Below are 20,915 nucleotides of genomic sequence, written 5' to 3' on the forward strand. Positions count from 1 at the left end.
CGGCATCCCCCTTTATGAAAGCACACAAGATCCAACAGGCCCCCATACCGATGCGTTCGGTAGGGCCCATTCGGCTCACGGGCCACCTGCTTGACGAGAAAGTGTGGGTGCCGCTGGCGACCTACGAAACGCCGTTGTGGCACTCGGTAGGGCGTGGTGCGCGTATTTCTGTACTGGCAGGTGGCATTAAAACGTCGGTGATTGATGAGCGTATGAGCCGCTCCATCTTGCTGGAAGCGGATGATGCCTGGGCCGCGCACCAGGCGCTGCTGTCGATCAAGAGCCGACGTGATGCCATGAATAAGGTGGTTGGCTTATCCAGCCGCTTTGCTCAGCTGATCGACATGCATTCCCAGGTCGTGGCAAACCTGATCTACCTGCGCCTCGAATTCACCACCGGTGACGCTTCGGGTCACAATATGGTCACCAATGCCGCCGACAAGCTGATACCCTGGATTCTGTCCGAGTACCCGGGGCTGCGTTATTCCTCGATCTCGGCCAATTACTGCTCCGACAAGAAGGCGACGGCGGTCAATGGCATCCTGGGGCGCGGCAAGTATGTGGTGACCGAGATCCTGATTCCGCGGGAGCTGTGCGAGCGCAAGCTGCACACAACGCCGGAAAAAGTGGTCGACCTTAATATCAAGAAAAACCTGATCGGCACCCTGCTCGCGGGTGGCTTGCGCAGTGCCAATGCGCACTACGCCAATATGCTGCTGGCGTTCTACTTGGCCACCGGTCAGGATGCCGCCAATATCATTGAGGGTTCTCAGGGGGTGGTGCATGCCGAAGTGCGTGACGGTGACCTGTATTTCTCCTGTACACTGCCCAACCTGATTGTCGGTACCGTGGGCAATGGTAAAGGGCTCGATTTTGTTGAGGAAAACCTGCGCCTGCTCGGCTGCAAGGAAGACCGCGACCCGGGTGCCAATGCCCGCCGGCTTGCGGCCATCTGTGGCGCGACTGTACTTTGTGGCGAGCTGTCATTGCTGGCAGCACAAACCAACCCGGGTGAGCTGATGGAAGCACATCTCAAGCTGGAGCGATAATGTCGGACCCGACGAACGAGCGCAAGATAGAGCATATCAGGGCCATCGAGAAGGATCCGGCGATCGAGCGGGGTGGGGCCTGGTTTGATCGCATTCATCTGCGCCACCGGGCGCTGCCGAATCTGGACCTGGCAGCCATCGACAGCTCGACTACTTTGCTTGGCAAGACACTGAGCTTTCCGCTGCTGATTTCCTCCATGACCGGTGGTGATCATGCGCTGGTACGCACCATCAACCGCAACCTGGCCGAAGCGGCTGAACGTTGCCAGGTTGCGCTGGCGGTGGGGTCACAGCGGGTGATGTTCACCCAGCCTGAAGCGCGCTCCAGCTTCGAGCTGCGCCACCTGGCGCCGACCACACTGCTGATGGGTAATGTCGGTGCCGTACAGCTGAACTACGGCTTTGATCAGCGCCAGTGCCAGCAGGCGGTGGATTGCCTGGAAGCCGATGCGCTCTACCTGCACCTGAACCCGCTGCAGGAAGCCATACAGCCGGAGGGCGATACCAACTTTGCAGGTCTGGGTGAGCGCATAGCGGCCCTGACGACTTCGCTGTCGGTGCCGCTGATTCTGAAGGAAGTGGGCTGCGGCCTGGCGCCTGAGGATATCGCAGCAGGACTTGCCAGCGGCGTCAGCCTGTTTGATGTGGCGGGCAGTGGCGGTACTTCATGGAGCCGGATCGAGTACCATCGCTGTTCGGGCGGGGAAGATCCAACCGGGCTGCGCTTTCAGGACTGGGGGACGCCCACGCCGCTGGCATTGCAGCTTGCCCAGCCCTATGCAGACCGTGCCACGCTGATCGCCAGTGGCGGTCTGAGGGATGGGATTGATATGGTGAAATCTGTTATACTCGGCGGCTCTTTGTGCGGCCTGGCCGCGCCCTTTCTGCGCCCTGCCATGGAGTCTGCGGATGCCGTGGTTGCTGTCATCGAACAGCTGCGCAAAGAGTTTAGAATTGCCATGTTTCTGCTGGGAACTCCGGATATCGCGTCGTTGTTCAGGAATCAAAGTCTGCTTCTTGAAGAGCGTTGAGGAACACAACCACTTATGTCAGTCGGTATTGATGAAATCAGTTTCTATACCTCGAACTATTTCCTGGATCTGCGCACTCTGGCCGAGGCCCAGCAGACGGATCCTGAGAAGTACTATGTGGGTATAGGACAGGAAAAAATGGGCATGGCGGCGCCGGACGAAGATATCGTCACCATGGCGGCCAATGCGGCTATGCCCCTGGTTGCTGAAGGCGCCGGTGAGCGCGTAACAACGCTGCTGTTTGCCACAGAAACCGGTATCGACCAGTCCAAGGCCGCAGGTGTCTATGTGCACCGGTTGCTGGGGCTGTCGTCGAACTGTCGCGTGGTTGAGCTGAAACAGGCCTGCTACAGCGCCACGGCCGCAATCCAGATGGCCTGTGCCCTGGTGGCACGCAGGCCCGACACCAAGGTGCTGGTGGTCGCGTCCGATGTTGCGCGCTACGACCTGAATACGCCGGGTGAGGCGACCCAGGGCTGCGGCGCCGTGGCCATGATGGTCAGCGCCAATCCGCGGCTGGTGGAAATTGATCCGGAAGTCGGTAACTACACCGAGGACGTGATGGACTTCTGGCGGCCCAACTACCGCAATACGGCGCTGGTCGATGGCAAGTATTCGACCAAGATTTATCTCAAGTCGCTGAAAAAGGCCTGGGAGAATTTCCGCACCGCCAGCTCACTGATGTTCACCGACTTCGGTCATTTCTGCTACCACCTGCCGTTTGGGCGCATGGCGCAGAAGGCGCATCAGCATCTGGCCAAATTGAACAAGTGTGCGCTCAATGCAGAACAGCTGGAGAGGCAGATCGAGGACACGCTGTTGTATAACCGTGCCATCGGCAACAGCTATACCGCTTCCATGTACATTGGTCTGGCATCGCTGCTGGAAAACTGCCAGCAGAATCTGGCGGGTCAGCGCATCGGCTTTTTCAGCTACGGTTCTGGCTGTGTGGCTGAGTTTTTCTCCGGTCGGGTGATGGACGGGTATGAGCGCTGGCTGCACCGCGATCAGCACCGCCAGTTGCTGGATGCGCGTCAGGAACTCAGCTACGAAGAATACCTGCAGCTGTATCGTTATCCCGACCCCCGTGACGGTGAACACCACGATATCCCGGCGACCACCACTACCGGACGCTTCCGTCTGGCGGCCATTTCCAACCACAAGCGCGAATACGTTGTGTGCTAAAGCAGGTTTGCGCCCCCGGCAAGATCATCATCAGCGGTGAACACTCTGTCGTATACGGGGCGCCAGCGCTGGCACTGGCGGTAGATCGCCAGATGCGCGTCAGCTTCGAGCCCGACCGCCTGCCCAGGTTAAGCTGGCAGACCCATGAGAAGACCCATGTTCTGGGCTTCGACAAGTTCCATTCCCTGCGTACCCGGCTGGACTCCTACTTCGAGCGCTATCTGCGTGGCGAGCTGTCTATCGGTCAGATCCTGAAAAAACCCGCCGAGCTGGTGTTCTATGCCGTGGATATGGCACGCCTGCTGTCGGGCCTGGAACATCTGCATGGCGGGCGGGTGAATATCGACTCCGATATTCCCATTGGCGCCGGCATGGGCTCCTCCGCGGCGCTGATTGCCTCGCTGTTAAAACTCTTTGGCGAGTTCGACGATATTGAGGCGCTGGTGCAGCAGGTGCGTCACTGCGAGCGTCTGCAGCATGGTCAGGGCAGTGCCATTGATGCAGCGACTGTGTGTCACGGCGGGCTGGTGAAGGTGCACGGGGGGGCTGTCAGCCGCCTGCCCCTGGCCGAGCAGGGGCTGGGGGAGGGCTGGTTCTGGCTGTTTACCGGCACGCCGGCTGCCAGTACCGGCGCCTGTGTTGACCGCGTGCGCCGCAACTTTGCAGGCTCCGCCATCTGGAAGGATTTTGCCGCTGTTACCGATCATGTAGAGCAGGCCCTGTTGCAGGGGGCGTCGCTGCTTGATCCAGTGCGGGAAAATCACCGTTTGCTGACCCGTATTGGCGTAGTGCCGGCCCCTCTGGTGCGACTCGCCGAGCAGGTAGAGCAGCGCGGCGGCGCGGCCAAGGTGTGTGGCGCAGGCTCCGTATCCGGGGATCAGGGCGGCCTGATGCTGCTGTGGTTGCCGGAGGGTTCGCCGGACAGGCTGAATCTGGCGCCAGACTGGCGCTGGGGCAAACTGAAGGAAGATCGCCAGGGCGTGCGCTGGCTGCCCTGAGCTTGAATACAACGATCGGGCGAGCGCCGCAAATCCGTAGAAACGCAGAGCCGCAGTGGAACAGAGGCACGAACATGAGTGAATGGACAGCCATCAAGGTCAGCGCGCCCGGCAGCATTATGGTCATGGGCGAGCACGCGGTGCTGTTCGGCCACCGGGCCATCGCCTGTGCGGTGAACCGTTTCATGCACCTGCAGCTGGTGCGCCGCAAGGACCGCCAGGTGCATGTGCGCTCTGCGCTGGGCACTGTCAGCGGTACTCTCGATGCGCTGCCCCAGGATGAAAACCTCAGCTTTGTACTGGCCACCATTGGCCTGTTCGCCGAGCGCCTGCCGTGCGGTTTCGAGCTTGATATCCAATCCGAATTTTCCCATACCGTGGGGCTTGGCTCCTCGGCGGCGGTAACCGCCGCACTGGTGGCAGCATTGCTGGCCTGTTGTAACCAGAATACTGAGCCGGACTACGTGTTTGATCACGCACTCGCGATCATTCACCAGGTGCAGGGGCGGGGCTCCGGTACCGATCTTGCCGCCAGCGTTTATGGCGGCCTGATTGGTTACACTGTGTCACCACGGCGCGTTGACCGCTTGCCGGGCCTGCCTCCTATCAGTCTGTACTACGCCGGCTACAAGACCCGCACGCCGGACGTTCTGGCGCGCGTGGCGCAACAGGCAGCCAGCGGCCTTGAGTCTTTGCACCGCGGGCTCTATGAGCTGATGCACCGCAGCACGGTGGCGGCAGAAGAGGCTATCCGACAGCAGGACTGGCCGCAGCTGGGCAGACTGATGAATGTCTATCAGGGCCTGATGGACGCACTGGGGGTTAACGACCCGACACTGGCGCAGATGATCTATCGCCTGCGTGCCAACCCCGCCGTACTGGGCTGCAAGATATCCGGCTCCGGACTCGGTGACTGTGTACTGGCACTGGGCAGTGATACCGAGCTTGAGCGGGATTTTCAGCGCATCGAGGTGGCGGTCAGCGGTCAGGGGCTGCGGCTGGAGCGTCACTGAGGCGATTCGCGGGCAGCAGAATTTTTTGAGATGGCGGCAGGAGACGTGCAGCAGATGATCAGTAAACAACAGGTAGTACAGGCACATCTTGCGGCAACGCTGACGCCAGGGCTCGAAGCCGAGGCCTTTGCGCCGAGCAATATTGCATTGTGCAAATACTGGGGCAAGCGCGATGCCGAATTGAACCTGCCGATCAATGCGAGCCTGTCGGTGTCGCTGGCACACCTGGGCACCCGCACTCGCCTGACCCACGCCGACGATGGCCGTGACCGCGTCTGGCTGAACGGCTCCGAACAGGCGCCGGACACGGCCTTCAGTCGCAAGCTGCTGGCCTTTGTCGAGCTGTTTCGCGCTGGCCGCACCCTGCCGGTGCATGTACAGACGCAGAATAATATCCCCACGGCCGCCGGCCTGGCGTCGTCGGCCTCGGGCTTTGCTGCCCTGACGCTGGCGCTGGATCAGTGGCTGGACCTGCAGCTGGAGCCGGCCGTGCTGTCGGCCTTTGCCCGCATGGGCAGTGGCAGTGCCTGTCGTTCGCTGTTCGAGGGCTTTGTGCAGTGGGATGATGGCGTCCGCGATGATGGCATGGATTCCCACGGTGTACGGCTCCAGGCGACCTGGCCCGAGTTGCGCATAGGTCTGGTGAAGGTGGCGACCGGTGCAAAGGCCGTCGACAGCCGCGCCGGTATGAAGCGCACCATCGAAACGGCCCATCTTTATCAGAGCTGGCCGTTGCAGGCCGCCGCCGATCTGACCCGGCTGCACCAGGCCATCGGCGACAAGGATTTTGCGCTGCTGGGCCAGACGGCCGAGCAAAACTCGCTATCGATGCACGCCACCATGATCGCCTCCTGGCCGCCGCTGCTGTACTGGACACCGGATTCGGTGGCGGCCATGCAGCAGGTCTGGCAGTTGCGCCAGCAGGGCCTGGCGGTCTATTTCACCATGGACGCAGGCCCCAACCTCAAGCTGCTGTTCGAGGCCGCCGATCAGGCGTCAATCGAGCAGGCATTCCCGGGGCTTGAAGTTGTGGCGCCTTTTCGCGCTTGAGTGCGCTACCTGAGCTGACGGGCTTTGTACTGAGCCGGCAGCAGCGCGACACCCGCGAGGGTATCGAGCTGAGCTACTGGCTCAGCACCGACACGGGCGCGCAGGAAGTGCGCATTGCCGGGCAAAAGGCCGTCTTCTTTGTCCGTCGCAGCCAGACCGATCAGGTAGAACAGCTGCTGCAGGACCTGTCGGGCTGGACCCTGACCGAGCTTGAGCTGCAGGACCTTACCGGTGAGGCGGTGTCGGCGCTCTACAGCCAGAGCCTGAAACTGCAGCGCAGCCTGATTGAGCGCCTGACCCAGGGTGGCGTTGCACTGCTGGAGGAGGATATACGCCCGGTGGATCGCTACCTGATGGAGCGCTTCATTCAGGGCGGTGTCAGCGTGCTGAGCCGCAGTGACGCGACGCCTCTGCTGCGCCCGTCCGACTACAGTGCGCAGCTGCGCATGTTGTCCATCGATCTGGAAACGACCCTTAACGCCGACCGCATTCATTCCATCGGGCTCTATGGCGAGGGTATACGCCGGGTGCTGATGCGCGGTCAGGGCGAAGATTCCGACTGGCTCGAGTTTTTGCCCGATGAGTGCGCTCTGCTGCAACGGCTGATGGAATTGGTGCGGGCATTCGACCCCGATATTTTTATTGGCTGGAATGTTATCGATTTCGACTTTAAGGTGCTGTCGCAGCGCGCCCGGGCGCTGGGTGTAAAGCTCTGCCTGGGACGCGACACCAGCCCGCTAAAGCTGATTGACTCCGCCGCAGGCAAGGGTTTTGTACGCCTCACTGGACGGTTGGTGGTCGATGGCATTGATACCCTGCGCGGTGCCACCTTCAGTTTTGAAAGCTTTTCGCTGGAGCATGTGGCGCGGGTGTTTTTGCAGCGCGGCAAGCTGGTCGACAAGGTGGATACGCGGGGGGAGGAGATTCAGCGTCTGTTCCGTGAGGATCCGCAGGCACTGGCGCGCTATAACCTGGAAGACTGCGTGCTGGTGTGGGATATCTTTGCCAAGGCACAGCTGCTGCATTATCTGGTCGAGCGCGCCCGTCTTACCGGTCTGCCACTGGACAAGATCGGTGGCTCGGCGGCGGCTTTTGATAACCAGTATCTGCCGCAGTTACACCGCCGCGGCTATGTTGCTTCCGAATATGCATCGGGCCAGTCGGGCCTGTCGATTCCCGGCGGCTTTGTGATGGAGTCGGTGCCGGGGCTCTATCGCCAGGTGCTGGTGCTCGACTTCAAGAGCCTGTATCCCAGCATTATCCGTACCTTCTGTGTCGATCCCTACGGTATGGCCCGGGGCCTGCGCGAGGGTGCCGAGCCGGATGACCTGGTGCCGGGCTTTAACGGCGCTATTTTTTCCCGCAGCCAGACCATTCTGCCGCGCATTATCGAGCGTCTGTGGCAGGCCCGCGATGAGGCGAAGCAGGCGCGCAACGCGCCCCTGTCCCAGGCCATCAAGATCATCATGAACTCCTTCTACGGCGTGCTGGGGTCCACTGTTTGTCGTTTTTTTGATCAACGCCTGGCGGGCTCCATTACCCTGCGCGGCCACGAAATTCTTAACCGTACCCGGGACGAAATCGAGCGGCGCTTTGGCTACAAGGTGATCTACGGTGATACCGATTCGGTGTTTGTCTGGCTGGGTGACAGCTGCAGCGATGCAGACGCCCAGCGCAGTGGCGAGGCGCTGGCGTTGCATCTGAATGGCTGGTGGCAGGATCAGCTGATGCAGCGTTTTGGCCTTGAGTGCCATCTGGAAATTGAATACGAAACCCATTACCACCGCTTTCTGATGCCGCGCATGCGCCATTCCGACAAGGGCAGCAAGAAGCGTTACGCCGGCCTCAAGCGCCTGGGGGATGGTGGCGAGGAGCTGGTGTTCAAGGGGCTGGAAAATGTGCGCACCGACTGGACGCCGCTGGCGCGGCGACTGCAGCTGGAGCTGTACGAGCGGGTCTTCCACGATCAGCCCTATGAAGACCTGATACACGATACCGTGGCCAGGGTGCTGGCCGGAGAACTGGATGAGGAGCTGGTGTATCGCAAGCGGCTGCGTCGGCCGCTGGATCAGTATCAGCGCAACCGCCCGCCCCATGTACAGGCGGCGCTGAAGGTGGAGCAGGAAATGCAGCGCCAGGGACGGCGCAGTCCGTTTCGCCCCGGCAGCCATGTGGAGTATCTGATTACGCTGAGCGGCCCGGAGCCGCTGGGCTGGGTGCGCTCACCGCTGGACTATCAGCACTACATTGATCGTCAGCTTAAGCCGGTGGTCGATACCCTGCTGCCGTTTCTGGGGCAGGACTTCGATGGCCTGGTGGCACCCCAGTTCGGGCTCTTCTGAAGCGCCGGCTGTCTTGATCTAATGGCTATCCTGTCGCGGGCTACTTGCGGTAATGGGCGACAAAATTGTCGAGCCGGGCCTGCAGCGCCGCCTTTTCGTCATCGCTGACGAAGGCACTGTCAAAGGCATTGCGACTGAGCTGGATCGCCTGGGCGCGGGTCAGTGACAGGCCCTGGTGCAGCGCCAGGAAATTCTCCCCCATATAGCCGCCAAAGTAGGCCGGATCATCGGAGTTGATGGTGATGCGCAGCCCCTGTTGCAGCAGCTCCAGTACATTGTGATCCGACATTTTGTCAAACACCCGCAGGCGTACATTGGACAGCGGGCAGACGGTGAGGGGGGTCTGCTCGCGCACCAGGCGCTCAATCAGGGCCGGGTCTTCGCTGGCCCTGACACCATGATCGATACGTGCCACCTGCAGCAGGTCCAGTGCCTGCCAGATGTACTCCGGCGGACCTTCCTCGCCGGCGTGGGCTACGGTGAGCAGCCCCAGGCTGCGGGCCTTGTCAAACACCCGCTGGAACTTGGCCGGCGGATGGCCCGCTTCAGAGCTGTCCAGGCCGACGGCGACGAAGTGCTGCCGATAGGGCAGCGCCTGCTCCAGGGTGAGAGCGGCATCGTCTTCACTCAGGTGGCGCAGGAAGCACAGGATGAGCCGGCTGCTGATGCCCAGCTGTTCACGGCCATGCTGCAGGGCCTGGTCTATGCCGCGGATAACGGTGCCTATATCGATGCCGCGGGCTGTGTGGGTCTGCGGATCGAAAAAGGGCTCGGTGTGGATCACATTCTGGGTTTCGCACTGCTTCAGGTAGGCCCAGGTCAGGTCGTAGAAGTCCTGCTCGGTTTGCAGGACTGCGGCGCCCTGATAGTAGAGGTCGAGAAAGTCCTGCAAATTGCCAAAATTGTAGGCCGCGCGGATCTGGTCAACGGTATCGTAGGGCAGTTCAATGTTATTGCGCCGTGCCAGTTCGAACATGAGCTCGGGCTCGAGGCTGCCCTCCAGGTGCATGTGCAGTTCGGCTTTGGGCAGGCTGTTGAGAAAGTGTTCCATGGCCGTGATCTCCTTTGCGCAGGTCCGGTTATCCGCCGCCATGAGCGAGCGAATCACTCCCTGAGTTAAACCGAAAAGAAGTCGAGACGCCAGTGCGGTGACACCAAAGGATGTCGCCGCACTGGCGTTGGGGCAAAATGCGGGAAGGAGAAGGGGGCTTAGCGGTCGGCCATAGGGGGCGCGAAGGCGTAGTCCATGTCCCAGGGGAAGCGGATCCAGGTGTCCTGGCTGACTTCGGTAATAAAGGTATCCACCAGGGGCTTGCCGGCGGGTTTGGCGTAGATGGTGGCGAAATGGGCCTTGGGCAGCAGGTCGCGCACGCACTGGGCGGTTTTGCCGGTATCGACCAGATCGTCGATCAGGATCATGCCCTCGCCGTCACCCTCGACGCTTTTGATAATGTTGAGGTCACCGCGCACCATGGCGGCACCGTCGTTGTCTGCGCTCTTGTCGTAGCTGGTGACGCAGATGGTATCAATCAGGCGTATATCGAGTTCGCGGGCCAGAATGGCCGCCGGCACCATGCCGCCACGGGTGATGGCAATAATGCCCTTCCAGGGGCCCAGTTCAAGCAGGCGCCAGGACAGGGCGCGGGCATTGCGATGCAATTCCTCCCAGGAAACCGGAAAGTCTTTGCGATAAGGCACTGAAGCCATGGGTCTGTTCTCCTGATCGATTCGGGGCTGCGTGAACGCGGCGATGCGGAATCATAACCGATTAGTCAGACTTTGCTAAGTCGGGAGCGGCGGCGCCGCCCCCAGATGCCTCAGCGAATGCTACAGGCAATGTCACAGGATAAAGGAGGGTTTAGTGACTGGCCATGGCCTTTGCTGCCAGTCGCTTGGCGGCCTGGCGGTGCTGGGCCATCAGCTGTTGCAGGTCCTGACCCGGCAGAGTGCCGTCGATCACTTTCCACTCGCCCGCCACCATCACACGATCGGCCTGTTGCGCGCCACACAGCAGCAGGGCCGCCAGCGGGTCATGGCTGCCGGAAAACCGCAGCTCGTCGAGGCGGAACAGGGCGACATCGGCCTGCTTGCCGATATCGAGGGTGCCTATATCATCCCGCCCCAGCACCCGGGCCGACCCGGCGGTGGCCCAGCGGTAGGCATCAAAGTGGGTCACCTTGGATGCGCCGTAGCGCAGGCGCTGCAGATAGAGGGCCTGACGGACTTCGTTGATCATGTTGGAGCCATCGTTGGAGGCCGAGCCATCGACGCCCAGACCAATGGGAGAACCCGCGGCTTCCAGCTCGCGATTACGGCAGATACCCGAGGCCAGCATCATGTTGGAGCTGGGGCAGTGGCAGATGCCAACGCCGGCCTGGCCCAGGCGCTGGATTTCCTGGTCATCGAAATGAATGCCGTGGGCCAGCCAGGTGCGCGGCGACAGCCAGCCGACGCTTTCGAGGTAATCCACGGTGCGCATGCCAAAGCGCTGCTGGCAGAAGGCTTCTTCGTCCAGGGTTTCGGCCAGGTGGGTATGCAGCCGTACATCCAGGCGCTCGGCCAGGACTGCGCTCTCGCGCATGATGTCGGTCGTGACCGAGAAGGGTGAGCAGGGCGCCAGGGCGATCTGGATTTTGGCGCCCTCGCCACGCTCGTGGTAGCGGTTTATCAGGCGTTCGCTGTCGAGCAGAATCTGTTCTTCGGTTTGTACTGTGCTCTGGGGCGGCAGGCCGCCGTCTTTTTCCCCCAGGCTCATGGAGCCGCGGGTCAGCACGGCACGGATGCCCAGCGTTTGGGCTTCCTCAACCTGGATATCGATGGCCTGTTCCATGCCGGCGGGAAACAGATAATGGTGGTCGGCGGCGGTGGTGCAGCCCGATAGCAGCAGCTCGGTGAGGGCCAGCCGGGTGGCCAGGGCGTGCATTTCCGGTTCCAGATGCGCCCAGACGCCGTACAGGCTCTTGAGCCAGGGAAACAGCTCCTTGTTGAGGGCATCCGGATAGGCGCGGGTCAGTGTCTGGTAAAAGTGGTGGTGGGTATTGATCAGCCCGGGTATGACGACATGCTCTCGGGCGTCATAGGTATTTAGGCAGGGCTGGGCCGGTTGCTGCCCGGCGGCCAGTATTTCAACAATGCGATTGCCTTGGACGACAAGGCCGCCGCGGGCATCCTTGTCGGTGCCAGTGTAGATGGCCAGCGGAGATTTGATCCAGAGACGCGGGTTCATGGTGACTTCCTCAAACAGTTAGATCGTCGACAACACGCATCGGTTGCGCTGTCGGTCCGGTCGGGTTGTTTTAGGCGTGAACCCTTCGCCACTGCCCCGGAGCTGGCGCCAGGCGCCGCTCGGAGGCGTTGCAATACACAGAATATCTGTATACAAAAAGAAGTTTGATGGTGCGCATTATGCGATGCCGGGCGCTGGGCGGCAAGTCTGGGGTGCCGGTCGATGGGCCAGTAGAGATTCAATCAGGCTGCGTGCGGACCCTCTGTACAGATGGCTCAGGCGCCATTCATACTGGGGCCCCGATACTGCTGATTTTCTGCCGGAGTTGCATTCTATGTTGTGCCGCTATTCACTCAAGGGTTTCACGGCGCTGGCGTCTTTGATGCTGGGCTTGTTATTGATGCCGGGCGTACCGGCCCAGGCGCAGGATTTGTCGACGCAGCAGGTCGAGGCCTATATCGCGCTCATGCCTGAGGTGAAGACCTTCGCCAACCAGATCGACCCGGCCCTGGGGCAGCGCCTGCGCACCGAGTTGCAGCCCGTGGCCGGTGAGGACTTCCGGCCCCATGCGCGGGGGCTGAGCATTCTGCAACAGCAGCAGCCGGGTCAGTTGCAGCAACTGGATCAGCTGGCGCGCGGTGGCCGTTTCGTTGATGCCCAGTCCTGGGCCTGGGTGGGGGATCGGGTACTGATAGGCTACGCGGCGCTCAAGGCCGAGGCTGCCTACCCGCAGATACTGGAACTGGCTCGCAGCATGCAGACCATGGACCCTGCCCTGCAGGCCATGATGCCGCCGCAGTTTCAGAGCCGGGTTGCCCAGATTGGCGTGATGGCGCAGGAAGTTGCCAAGGTATCGGAGGCCGACAAGCAGGTGCTGCGGCCGTTTCTGGGGCAGCTGGATGCACACTGGAAAAACGAATGGCAGGCGTATCAGTCCAGCACCACTGCGCGCTAACAAAGTGCGGCTTGTAGAGTACGGGCCTGAACGGGTCCTTCTTGTCGTAAAGACCCGCGACTCGGCATGCTGAGTAACTCATATCCCTGAAAAACCAAACCCGGCCGCTGGCCGGGTCTGTCTAGTCGAGTGCTACTGTGCGTCAGAGCGCCTGGTGCGGGCCAAAGAGTTCGTAGTGCAGGCGGCTGTCGGCCACACCCCAGGCTTTTAACTGGCGGTGGATGGCTTGCATAAAGGGCAGGGGACCACAGAAGTAATATTCCGTGTTGTCCCGCTCAATGGCTGCACGCAGCGGTGCCAGATCCATCAGACCGGAGGCCTGATAGTCCTGGTCGGCAATATCGCTTGTCAGCGGAGCCTGATACCAGCTGAAGCTGTGCAGTGACTCATGGCTGGCACAGAGTGCAGCCACGTGTTCTGCAAAGGCGTGCTGGCGACCATTCTCGCAGCCATGCAGATAGTACACAGGCGCGCTGTGGTCGGCCTCTGCCAGGCTGTTGAACATGCTGAGCATGGGTGTCAGGCCCACACCGCCACTGAGCAGGACCACCGGCGTGTCGCGGGTGACGTCCAGGTAGAAGTCTCCGGCAGGCGGCAGCAGGTCAATCTCGTCACCCACCTGAAGCTCATTGTGCAGATAGGTGGACACCTCTCCGGGGACGGGCACAGCTTCACGCTTGACGCTGATACGGTAACTGCAGCCATTGGGGGCATCGGACAGCGAGTACTGTCGATACTCATGCTGGGCCAGGCTTGGGTGGCTGATGGAGAGCGTCAGGTACTGGCCGGGCTTGAACAGGCTGACAGGCGCACCGTCCAGTGGCTCAAACTCAAACGAGGTAATTAAGTCGGTTTCCCTGGTTTTGCTGGCCAGGCGAAAGCGCCGCGTGCCACGCCATCCGCCATCGGCATTCGCAGCCTGATCATAGATTTCTGCCTCGCGGCCGATGAATATCTGGGCCAGCTGACCGTAGGCGAGCTCCCAGGCTTTGAGCACTTCGGGGGTGGCGGCATCGGGCGCGAGTTCACGGATGGTTTCGAGCAGGTGATGGCCGACAATGCTGTACTGTTCGGGGCGGATCAGGAAACCGGTATGTTTCTGGGCAATGCGCTCAACCGCCTGGCTCAAGACCGCCGGGTTGTTCAGATGACGCGCATAGGCAAGGATGGCGTTGAACAGCGCGACGGGCTGGGCGCCCGATGTCTGGTGGGCGAGGTTGAATACGTCCTTGAGTTCCGGGTTGTCGCGGAACATGCGGGCATAAAAGTGTTCGGTGAGGGCGGGGCCCGCCGACTCCAGCAGTGGCAGAGTGGCCTGAACGGTCGCGATGTGGTGGGGCTGCAGCATGGGAGGGGTTTCCTTTAAAGTGCTATTTGTTTACATGTTTAAAGATGTATTATCTATATATGTAAATGAAAGTCAACAGAGGTAGTCGGCCTGAGTGTTTGTCGTTCAATTTGTCGCAATAAGCTGACAGCCGTATAGATAAAGGTCTATGGTCAACAGAGCGCTCGGTCCCTGAAGATCATCTATTGTTAGACTTTGGTTTTGGGACTTTGCCCGTACCCATCCGGAGGCTAATACCCGATGAGTCCGCTGGACGCCCGCTATCTGCGCAGGAAGCTACTGGAGGCTCAGCATGAGCAAACGCCGGTTGCATTGTGCGGGGGGGCTTTTGTGTCTGCCTGTGCCGGCGGTTACTACTGGTGGTTAACGCAGCAGGCGTTTTACGTCTATTGGTTGCTGGTCACCGCCCTGGTGATTCTGTCACGTCTGTCGCTGTATCTGTGTTTTGCGGCCTGGCGCCGGAGCCAGAACGGCAAGGCGCTCGAGTCTGCCAACTGGCGACACCTGCATGTCGCAGGCTTCGTTGCCGCAGCCTTGAGCTGGGCGACGATCGGCCTCTATGTTGAATACAGCCAGCCCTTTGCTGATGCGGCCTTTATCTATGTGTGCCTGGCCGGAATGGTGGCGGGCAGCGTGGTGAGTACGGCTTCAGTATCGCCCCGCATGTTTCTGATCTTTTCTGCGATTACCTTGCTGCCGGTGGCGCTGGTGCTGTTGATTTCGCTTGAGCCACAGAAGATGGCGATGGGGCTGGTCTGCGTGGGTTTCTTCGTCTTTTCATTGCGTTCTATTTACCGTATCGCGGATATTTTTGAGGGCTTCGTGGCCAGTGGTGTAGTCAATGAGCAGCTGTTGCGTGAACTGCGTCAGGAGCAGCGTCAGGTGCTCAAGCTGAATGAGCAGTTGCGTGAGGACATCGAGATACGCAGCCAGACCGAGTTGCAGCTAAGGGCGCAAAAGCAGCGCGCAGAGTCGCTGGCTGAAAAACTGTACGCGCTTTCGTCGATCGACGGTCTGACGGAAATCCCGAATCGGCGCTATTTTGATGAGCACTTTGCCGAAGAGTGGAGCCGCGCCCTGCGTGCGCAATCGGTGCTGTCGCTGATCATATGTGATATCGACTACTTCAAGGATTTTAATGACAGCTACGGTCACCTGATGGGCGACGATTGCCTGCGGGCGGTCGCCAGCACCCTGGATCTGCATGCGCGGCGGGCGGGGGATGCCGTGACCCGGTTTGGGGGCGAGGAGTTTGCGATCATTCTGCCCGGTATTGGGCTGAAGGAGGCGTGCCTGCTGGCCGAGCAGATGCGCGAGGCGGTATTGGCGCTGGGCATTATGCATGCCGCGTCAAAGGTCAGTGAGCGGGTGACTATCAGTATGGGGGTGGCCTGTACTATCCCGAGTCAGGAGGCCCAGGCCGAGGGGCTACTGCGCCACGCGGATGAAGCGCTCTATAGGGCCAAGCACCAGGGGCGCAACCAGGTGGTCAGCGCTGGTGCCGTTTAATGCCTGGCTTGCCGGTGGGGCCGCGCCGGGTTAGTCGACGGCGATGCCACAGCCGCGCAGAATAATGTCGGTTAGGGTTCGGGTTGCCGTGTCGTACACTTCTTGCCCCAGTGATTCTTCCCCGAGAGCGGCTTCAATCTGAACGGCGAAATCGGCATAGTGCTGGGTGGAGCCCCAGAGCAGGAAGATCAGATGGGCCGGATCAACGGCTTTCATCTTGCCAGCGGCAATCCAGTGCTCGAACACCGCGGCCCTTTGCTTGAACCAGCTGCGATAATCCTGTTTGAAAAATTTGCTCAGATGCGGGCCGCCGCTCAGTATTTCCATGGCAAAAATGCGTGAGGCCAGGGGGTACTGACGGGAGAATTCGATTTTGGCGGCGATATAGCGCGGCAATACGATGGCCGGGTCATCTTCTGCGCTTAGCTCATTGAAGGTACTGTCCCAGAGGTCGATAATGTTCGCCAGCACCGCGTAGTAGAGGCCAAGTTTGTTGCTGAAGTAGTAGTGGATATTGGCTTTTGGCAGGCCGGCGCGATCAGCGACCCGCTGCATGCTGGTACCCTTGAAGCCATGACAGGAAAACTCCTGCTCAGCTGCGCTGATAATCAGCTTTTCGTTTTGCTGCCGAATGCGACCGGCGGGTTTGTCTGCGCTGTGAGCATTGACTTCAAACTGCATGCCTGCGAACTCTTGTGACCTGAACGATGGGCTTATTATAAGGGATCAAGTGTCGTTGCGGGCGTCTCACTTTGAGTGATAGCGCTATCGGTACGGGACGCGAGTGCTTTAAATATAGTGAACGAGGTAACGGGTCAGGGATGGACATTCAATGATGGCGAAGAACCTGCAGGCTGACCTGCTGATGCTGCTGGTCACCTTTCTGGCAGCCATGGGCTGGATGTTTTCCCACGAAGCGTTGAACGAGATGCCGCCGCTGGGGTTTATTGGTGTGCGATTTCTACTGGCAGGATTGCTGGTGGGAGCTCTGGGCTGGCATCAGGTACGGCCTTTGCATCGGCAGGCCTGGCGGCGCGCCTGTGCCACCGGTGTGGTGATGGGGCTGGCCATGCTGTGCTGGATACTGGGGCTGTCCAAGGCCACTCAGCTGGGGGTTGGTGCCTTTATTTCCAGTTTGAGTGTGGTGCTGGTACCGGTGGTGGGATGGCTGTTTTTTCGTCAGACGCCCTCGACCAGCACCTGGATCGCCCTGCTGGTGGCGACCCTGGGCCTTGGCAGTTTGTCGCTGGAGACGGGGCTGAATTTTGCACCCTCCGATGGCTATTTTGCGGCGGCAGCGGTGATACTGGCGTTGCATTTCAATCTTAACAGTCGCTATGCGCTGAGTATTCCGCCGGTGGCGCTGACCGGGATTCAGCTCGGCGTCGTTGGCCTGATGGCGTTACTGGCGTCCGGCTTGACCGAGACCTGGGCTGTGCCCATCAGCGGGGTCGGGATTGGCTGGTTGCTGGCGAGCATTCTGATCGCGACCAGCCTGCGGTTTTTCCTGCAGATCAAGGCCCAGGGCATGGCATCTGCCAGTCATGCGGCCATCATCATGACACTTGAGCCAGTGTGGACCGCTGTGCTGGCCATGCTCTGGCTGGATGAGACGATGAGCCTGCAGCAGCTGATCGGCTGCTCGCTGATCTTTCTGTCTCTGCTGATCAACCGCTGGCGCTGGCTGTTGCACCGGCCAGGCTAGGAGGCTGGCCGGCGCTCGTTCAGGATGGGCGGGCTATGGCAAACAGCTCACCCAGACTTGCGTACTGAGCGCCCCCCAGGCGTGCCAGCGGATCCAGTGCGGCGGCATCGATGCTGTGGCGACCGTTGGTCTCGCTCAGAATGTCGTCACTGACATAGAACTGGCGTACGCGGGCGTAGACGATTGCCTGTTCGGCCGGGCCCAGATAATGCACCTCGTGGAATTCACAGTGCATGGCAATGCCACTATCACTGATGCGCGGCACGCTGCAGCCGGGAAAGTCCGCCAGTGCCAGATTCAGCGATGCCAGTTCAGACTCGCCGTACTCGAGGCTGGCTGCGCTGGCGGTCACGGCGGCGGCGTGGTGGCGGGACGGTATCTGGATGACAAAATCGCGCTTGCTGAGGATGTTGCGGCGCGAGTCCTTGATCTCGCCGCCCTCCTTGCGCCCGATCGACAGCATCAGCAGGGGCGGGTCGGAGCAGACAGCATTGAAAAACGAAAACGGGGCCAGGTTCAGGCTGTCGTTGTCGTTGCGGCTCAGAATCCAGGCGATGGGACGCGGTACCAGACTCTGCGTTATCAGGTGATAGCGGCGGTTGGGCGACAGGGTGTCGAAGTCAAAGATCATGGGACGACTCGGTGCTGTTGGCGGTTGAGGTGGCGGGGGCTGCCCCCGCCATCGGCAAGTGCCAGCTTAGGGGCTTTGAGAAGTGTCGGCAACCGGCTGCTAGAGCACCAGTGCCTGGTACACCTGGCTTGATAGCTGTGACAGGCGAGCCTGATCGATGCGCCCGCTCAGGCTGTAGCCCCAGTGTCCGTCCACCCAGTAGAAGGTCGAGACGCCCCGGTGTTCACTGAACAGGAAGCTGCTGGGCTGGCTGTCGGCCGCCGCGGCAATGTACAGGGTAATGCGTTCACCCCCGGTATCCTGATACATCAACTGGGCCGCAGGGCCGTCCGGGGCGGGTAGCAGGCGCCCGCCGAGCAACTGAAAGCCAAGACCGCTTAGGTCAGGTGCTGCCAGCGGGCGGTCCAGTCGTTTGGAAAGCCATTTGAGCAGGTGCGCCTGCTCCTGCTCGCCGACCTCGACGGGGTGGCGTACCTCCACGCTGTAAAGCGCATGGGCCTGCAGGGCGCTCTGCACAAAGGCGGGCCGATTTGCAGGCTCAGTGGGAACGGTCGTCCAGAGGGGGATCAGCAGCGCGCTGCAGAGTGAACCCAGGGCAAAGGCTGCCAGGGTGGGCAGTGCTGGCCAGCGCCGCCAGGGCCGGGCAGGCTGCGTGTGACGGGACGCCAGCGCGTAGTCGTCGAGGTTGCGCTCATCGTGCACCGGGTCGAGCTGCGCCAGCAGCCGTTGATCCTGTTGCAGTGCCTGCCAGTAGGCCGCCTGCTGCGGATGCTGGCTCAGCCAGTCATCGATCCTGCGCTTTTGTGCCTCTGGCAGGCGTGCCGTCAGCCAGAGCTCCATTTGATCGGCATCGAAGGGCAGGCCAGTGCGCGGGCTTTCATTTGAGGTACTCATTGCTGTTCCCGGTAACGGTGGTCGTCGGCCTGCTCGAGCAGTTTTCGCAGTTTTTGGCGTGCCCGATGCAGCCGGGACATCAGGGTGCCCAGCGGCAGGTCCAGAATCTGGGCAACCTGCGCGTAACTGAAGCCCGCCTGGGCCACGAGCAGCAGTAGTGAACGATCATCCACCGACAGGTATTGCAGTGCCCGGTGCAGACCGGCGCAGGGCTCGGCGGGGGGCTGCTCCACCGGGTCGCCATAGAGTGAAACCAGGCTTGGGAAGTGCTTCTCACGGGTTTTGCCCTGCTGCACCAAGTTGATGAAATTGTTGTGCATAATGCTGAAAAGCCAGGGGCGGCGCTTGCTGCGCCGCAGCCACAGCGGCATGTTGCTCAGGGCCGACAGCAGGGTTTCCTGCACCAGATCCTCGGCATCGCTGGGGGCGTAGAGCAGCGAGCGGGCGTAGCGGCGCAGGTCTGGCAAATGTTCTACAAGGTCATTCTTGTTCACGCAGTACGGTCCTTGGAGCGGCAGGTCGCCAGTGTCGCCGGAACCTGCCGCTGGCGCGATCAGTCAGGCACTGTAGGCCGACGGATCAGGGGCGAGCCAGGTGCCAGACATCCTTGACGCCGTCACCGGTGATGTCGCCGGCCTGCTGATCCTTGACGAAACCATACAGGGGGGCGCCTTTGTAGGTCCACTGCAAGCCGCCGTCGCTACGTTCGCTAATGGCGAAGTCGCCGTCCGCTTCGGCGCCGGCTTCAGCCAGCAGCGGCGGCCAGTTCTGGGCGCAGGCGTCATAGCAGGCAGACAGGCCGTTGCTGTCCTTGTCAAAGGTATAGAGGCTCATGCCCTGCGCATCGGTGAGGATCTCGCCCTTGGTGCTGTCGCCGGTCATGGCAGGTGCCGCGAACAGGGGGGCGCTGATGAGCATGGAGAGTACAGTCGCCAGTGTGAGTTTACGCATGTTGAACGATTCCTTCAGTGGTTGGGTCTTCACTTTCATAAACAGCTGAACGATGTTTTTATTCCCAGGGGCCGCAATTATTTTTTCAAGCCGTTGCATCGGCGTGCGTGAGTTTGCGAGACTGGCGCGGTTCAGTGGCAGGCCTGCGGGGCTGAGTATCACTTTAAAGGGAGAAACCCTATGCCCGAGTCAGGGCTGCGTCTGCTGATTTTTGTGGCTGTCTTTGCGCTGGTGGCACTGTGTGAACATGCCTGGCCCAGGCGCGCCCGGCGACAGTCCAGAGGTACACGCTGGGGCATCAACCTGGGCCTCCTGGGCATCGATATACTGGCGCAGCGCCTTACTCTGGGGGCTGCAGCCCTGGGGATGGCCGTCTACGCCCAGGCCCAGGGCTGCGGGCTGTTCAATTTGCAGGCCTGGCCCGCCTGGCTGAGCGCGGTGGCGGGCTTCCTGTTGCTGGATCTGGCGATCTATCTGCAGCACAGGCTGTTTCATGTCGTCCCCCTGTTCTGGCGCCTGCACCGTGTACACCACACGGATCTGGACCTTGACCTGTCCAGCGGTTTTCGGTTCCACCCGCTGGAAATCCTGCTGTCGCTGCTGTACAAGGTCGCGCTGGTGGCGGTGCTGGGGATCAGCCCGGTTGTGGTGCTGGTGTTCGAGGCGACGCTTAGTGCCGCGGCGCTGTTTAATCATGCCAACCTGCGTTTGCCCACGAAACTGGATGCGGCTCTGCGCTGGCTGCTGGTGACACCGGATATGCATCGGGTTCACCATTCGGTGATTCCAGCAGAAACCAACAGCAACTACGGCTTCTTTATATCGCTGTGGGATCGTCTGCTGGGTAGCTACTGCGGTCAACCCTCTGCCGGGCACCTGGGCATGACAATTGGTCTGCGTGAATATCAGCGAGAAGACCAGATCGGTCTGATGCAGCTGGTGCTGATTCCGTTCAGACAGCCCGAGGCGGATCACTCGCAATTGGCTGGCAAGGTGGACAGGCGCTAACCGCCTTGGGCTGTATTTTT

General features: G+C 60.8%; 20 protein-coding genes. 11 read left to right on the forward strand and 9 right to left on the reverse strand.

Features of this window, described 5'->3' with window-relative positions:
* Positions 1–14 precede the first annotated feature (14 nt).
* The 7 genes from A8C75_RS06230 to A8C75_RS06260 all read left to right on the forward strand — a co-directional run bounded on the left by A8C75_RS06230 (position 15) and on the right by A8C75_RS06260 (position 8,668).
* Positions 15–1,049, forward strand: a complete 1,035-nt coding sequence (locus tag A8C75_RS06230; RefSeq protein WP_067379557.1) for a hydroxymethylglutaryl-CoA reductase — start codon at positions 15–17, stop codon at positions 1,047–1,049.
* On the forward strand, positions 1,049–2,080 hold the full coding sequence (gene fni / locus A8C75_RS06235) for a type 2 isopentenyl-diphosphate Delta-isomerase (RefSeq protein ID WP_067379560.1): 1,032 nt from the start codon (positions 1,049–1,051) through the stop codon (positions 2,078–2,080). Before A8C75_RS06230 ends, fni begins: the two co-directional genes overlap by 1 nt.
* 15 nt (positions 2,081–2,095) lie before the next feature.
* The gene (locus A8C75_RS06240) at positions 2,096–3,265 is read left to right on the forward strand and encodes a hydroxymethylglutaryl-CoA synthase (protein WP_067379563.1); all 1,170 of its coding nucleotides are present in this window, start codon (positions 2,096–2,098) and stop codon (positions 3,263–3,265) included.
* Entirely contained in the window at positions 3,259–4,263 is a 1,005-nt protein-coding gene (locus A8C75_RS06245; RefSeq protein ID WP_067379565.1) for a mevalonate kinase family protein, read from the forward strand. The genes A8C75_RS06240 and A8C75_RS06245 overlap by 7 nt, the downstream gene beginning before the upstream one ends.
* Before the next feature lie 74 nt (positions 4,264–4,337).
* The gene (mvk, locus tag A8C75_RS06250; protein WP_067379568.1) at positions 4,338–5,276 is read left to right on the forward strand and encodes a mevalonate kinase; all 939 of its coding nucleotides are present in this window, start codon (positions 4,338–4,340) and stop codon (positions 5,274–5,276) included.
* A 54-nt stretch (positions 5,277–5,330) separates the two neighbouring features.
* Positions 5,331–6,326 (forward strand): diphosphomevalonate decarboxylase, encoded by a 996-nt coding sequence (gene mvaD, locus A8C75_RS06255; protein ID WP_067379571.1) that lies wholly within the window; start codon positions 5,331–5,333, stop codon positions 6,324–6,326.
* Positions 6,323–8,668, forward strand: a complete 2,346-nt coding sequence (locus A8C75_RS06260) for a DNA polymerase II (protein WP_067379574.1) — start codon at positions 6,323–6,325, stop codon at positions 8,666–8,668. Before mvaD ends, A8C75_RS06260 begins: the two co-directional genes overlap by 4 nt.
* A 40-nt stretch (positions 8,669–8,708) precedes the next feature.
* Here the strand turns inward: A8C75_RS06260 and A8C75_RS06265 are convergent, their stop codons facing one another.
* The 3 genes from A8C75_RS06265 to A8C75_RS06275 all read right to left on the reverse strand — a co-directional run bounded on the left by A8C75_RS06265 (position 8,709) and on the right by A8C75_RS06275 (position 11,894).
* Positions 8,709–9,719 (reverse strand): adenosine deaminase, encoded by a 1,011-nt coding sequence (locus A8C75_RS06265; RefSeq protein ID WP_067379577.1) that lies wholly within the window; start codon positions 9,717–9,719, stop codon positions 8,709–8,711.
* A gap of 158 nt (positions 9,720–9,877) precedes the next feature.
* Complete coding sequence (gpt, locus tag A8C75_RS06270) at positions 9,878–10,375, reverse strand: xanthine phosphoribosyltransferase (protein ID WP_067379579.1); 498 nt, start codon at positions 10,373–10,375, stop codon at positions 9,878–9,880.
* 151 nt (positions 10,376–10,526) lie between these two features.
* Complete coding sequence (locus tag A8C75_RS06275) at positions 10,527–11,894, reverse strand: 8-oxoguanine deaminase (RefSeq protein ID WP_067379582.1); 1,368 nt, start codon at positions 11,892–11,894, stop codon at positions 10,527–10,529.
* Between the two features lie 334 nt (positions 11,895–12,228).
* On the opposite strand from A8C75_RS06275, the gene A8C75_RS06280 reads away from it, so the two are divergent.
* Complete coding sequence (locus A8C75_RS06280; RefSeq protein WP_067379585.1) at positions 12,229–12,849, forward strand: hypothetical protein; 621 nt, start codon at positions 12,229–12,231, stop codon at positions 12,847–12,849.
* A 142-nt stretch (positions 12,850–12,991) separates the two neighbouring features.
* Here the strand turns inward: A8C75_RS06280 and hmpA are convergent, their stop codons facing one another.
* Positions 12,992–14,197 carry an NO-inducible flavohemoprotein gene (gene hmpA / locus A8C75_RS06285; protein WP_067379588.1) on the reverse strand — a complete coding sequence of 402 codons (1,206 nt, stop codon included), beginning with the start codon at positions 14,195–14,197 and terminating at the stop codon, positions 12,992–12,994.
* 240 nt (positions 14,198–14,437) lie between these two features.
* Here hmpA and A8C75_RS06290 point away from each other — a divergent pair, with 240 nt between their 5' ends.
* Positions 14,438–15,706, forward strand: a complete 1,269-nt coding sequence (locus A8C75_RS06290; RefSeq protein WP_067379590.1) for a GGDEF domain-containing protein — start codon at positions 14,438–14,440, stop codon at positions 15,704–15,706.
* Between the two features lie 30 nt (positions 15,707–15,736).
* On the opposite strand, the gene A8C75_RS06295 is transcribed toward A8C75_RS06290, so the two are convergent.
* On the reverse strand, positions 15,737–16,387 hold the full coding sequence (locus A8C75_RS06295) for a TetR/AcrR family transcriptional regulator (protein ID WP_067379593.1): 651 nt from the start codon (positions 16,385–16,387) through the stop codon (positions 15,737–15,739).
* 151 nt (positions 16,388–16,538) lie between these two features.
* Here A8C75_RS06295 and A8C75_RS06300 point away from each other — a divergent pair, with 151 nt between their 5' ends.
* Positions 16,539–17,411 (forward strand): DMT family transporter, encoded by an 873-nt coding sequence (locus A8C75_RS06300; protein WP_067379595.1) that lies wholly within the window; start codon positions 16,539–16,541, stop codon positions 17,409–17,411.
* 19 nt (positions 17,412–17,430) lie between these two features.
* Here the strand turns inward: A8C75_RS06300 and A8C75_RS06305 are convergent, their stop codons facing one another.
* The 4 genes from A8C75_RS06305 to A8C75_RS06320 form a co-directional block, all read right to left on the reverse strand.
* Positions 17,431–18,042 (reverse strand): flavin reductase family protein, encoded by a 612-nt coding sequence (locus A8C75_RS06305; protein ID WP_067379598.1) that lies wholly within the window; start codon positions 18,040–18,042, stop codon positions 17,431–17,433.
* A 99-nt stretch (positions 18,043–18,141) separates the two neighbouring features.
* On the reverse strand, positions 18,142–18,936 hold the full coding sequence (locus A8C75_RS06310) for an anti-sigma factor family protein (protein WP_084783793.1): 795 nt from the start codon (positions 18,934–18,936) through the stop codon (positions 18,142–18,144).
* Positions 18,933–19,430, reverse strand: a complete 498-nt coding sequence (locus tag A8C75_RS06315; protein ID WP_067379600.1) for an RNA polymerase sigma factor — start codon at positions 19,428–19,430, stop codon at positions 18,933–18,935. The genes A8C75_RS06310 and A8C75_RS06315 overlap by 4 nt, the downstream gene beginning before the upstream one ends.
* Before the next feature lie 85 nt (positions 19,431–19,515).
* Positions 19,516–19,887 carry a COG4315 family predicted lipoprotein gene (locus tag A8C75_RS06320; protein ID WP_067387033.1) on the reverse strand — a complete coding sequence of 124 codons (372 nt, stop codon included), beginning with the start codon at positions 19,885–19,887 and terminating at the stop codon, positions 19,516–19,518.
* Between the two features lie 180 nt (positions 19,888–20,067).
* Here A8C75_RS06320 and A8C75_RS06325 point away from each other — a divergent pair, with 180 nt between their 5' ends.
* Positions 20,068–20,895 carry a sterol desaturase family protein gene (locus A8C75_RS06325; protein WP_067379603.1) on the forward strand — a complete coding sequence of 276 codons (828 nt, stop codon included), beginning with the start codon at positions 20,068–20,070 and terminating at the stop codon, positions 20,893–20,895.
* Positions 20,896–20,915: the final 20 nt, after the last annotated feature.

The sequence above is a fragment of the Marinobacterium aestuarii genome, from assembly GCF_001651805.1.
GTDB classification, from domain to species: domain Bacteria; phylum Pseudomonadota; class Gammaproteobacteria; order Pseudomonadales; family Balneatricaceae; genus Marinobacterium_A; species Marinobacterium_A aestuarii.

Bases quoted from the DNA above. Each gene is read 5' to 3' on its own strand.
- A8C75_RS06310 (WP_084783793.1), bottom strand. From the start codon at position 18,936: ATGAGTACCTCAAATGAAAGCCCGCGCACTGGCCTGCCCTTCGATGCC.
- A8C75_RS06325 (WP_067379603.1), top strand. From the start codon at position 20,068: ATGCCCGAGTCAGGGCTGCGTCTGCTGATTTTTGTGGCTGTCTTTGCG.
- A8C75_RS06240 (WP_067379563.1), top strand. From the start codon at position 2,096: ATGTCAGTCGGTATTGATGAAATCAGTTTCTATACCTCGAACTATTTC.
- mvk (WP_067379568.1), top strand. From the start codon at position 4,338: ATGAGTGAATGGACAGCCATCAAGGTCAGCGCGCCCGGCAGCATTATG.
- mvaD (WP_067379571.1), top strand. From the start codon at position 5,331: ATGATCAGTAAACAACAGGTAGTACAGGCACATCTTGCGGCAACGCTG.
- A8C75_RS06295 (WP_067379593.1), bottom strand. From the start codon at position 16,387: ATGCAGTTTGAAGTCAATGCTCACAGCGCAGACAAACCCGCCGGTCGC.
- A8C75_RS06275 (WP_067379582.1), bottom strand. From the start codon at position 11,894: ATGAACCCGCGTCTCTGGATCAAATCTCCGCTGGCCATCTACACTGGC.
- hmpA (WP_067379588.1), bottom strand. From the start codon at position 14,197: ATGCTGCAGCCCCACCACATCGCGACCGTTCAGGCCACTCTGCCACTG.
- A8C75_RS06280 (WP_067379585.1), top strand. From the start codon at position 12,229: ATGTTGTGCCGCTATTCACTCAAGGGTTTCACGGCGCTGGCGTCTTTG.
- fni (WP_067379560.1), top strand. From the start codon at position 1,049: ATGTCGGACCCGACGAACGAGCGCAAGATAGAGCATATCAGGGCCATC.
- A8C75_RS06320 (WP_067387033.1), bottom strand. From the start codon at position 19,887: ATGCGTAAACTCACACTGGCGACTGTACTCTCCATGCTCATCAGCGCC.
- A8C75_RS06290 (WP_067379590.1), top strand. From the start codon at position 14,438: ATGAGTCCGCTGGACGCCCGCTATCTGCGCAGGAAGCTACTGGAGGCT.
- A8C75_RS06305 (WP_067379598.1), bottom strand. From the start codon at position 18,042: ATGATCTTTGACTTCGACACCCTGTCGCCCAACCGCCGCTATCACCTG.
- A8C75_RS06230 (WP_067379557.1), top strand. From the start codon at position 15: ATGAAAGCACACAAGATCCAACAGGCCCCCATACCGATGCGTTCGGTA.
- A8C75_RS06265 (WP_067379577.1), bottom strand. From the start codon at position 9,719: ATGGAACACTTTCTCAACAGCCTGCCCAAAGCCGAACTGCACATGCAC.
- gpt (WP_067379579.1), bottom strand. From the start codon at position 10,375: ATGGCTTCAGTGCCTTATCGCAAAGACTTTCCGGTTTCCTGGGAGGAA.
- A8C75_RS06300 (WP_067379595.1), top strand. From the start codon at position 16,539: ATGATGGCGAAGAACCTGCAGGCTGACCTGCTGATGCTGCTGGTCACC.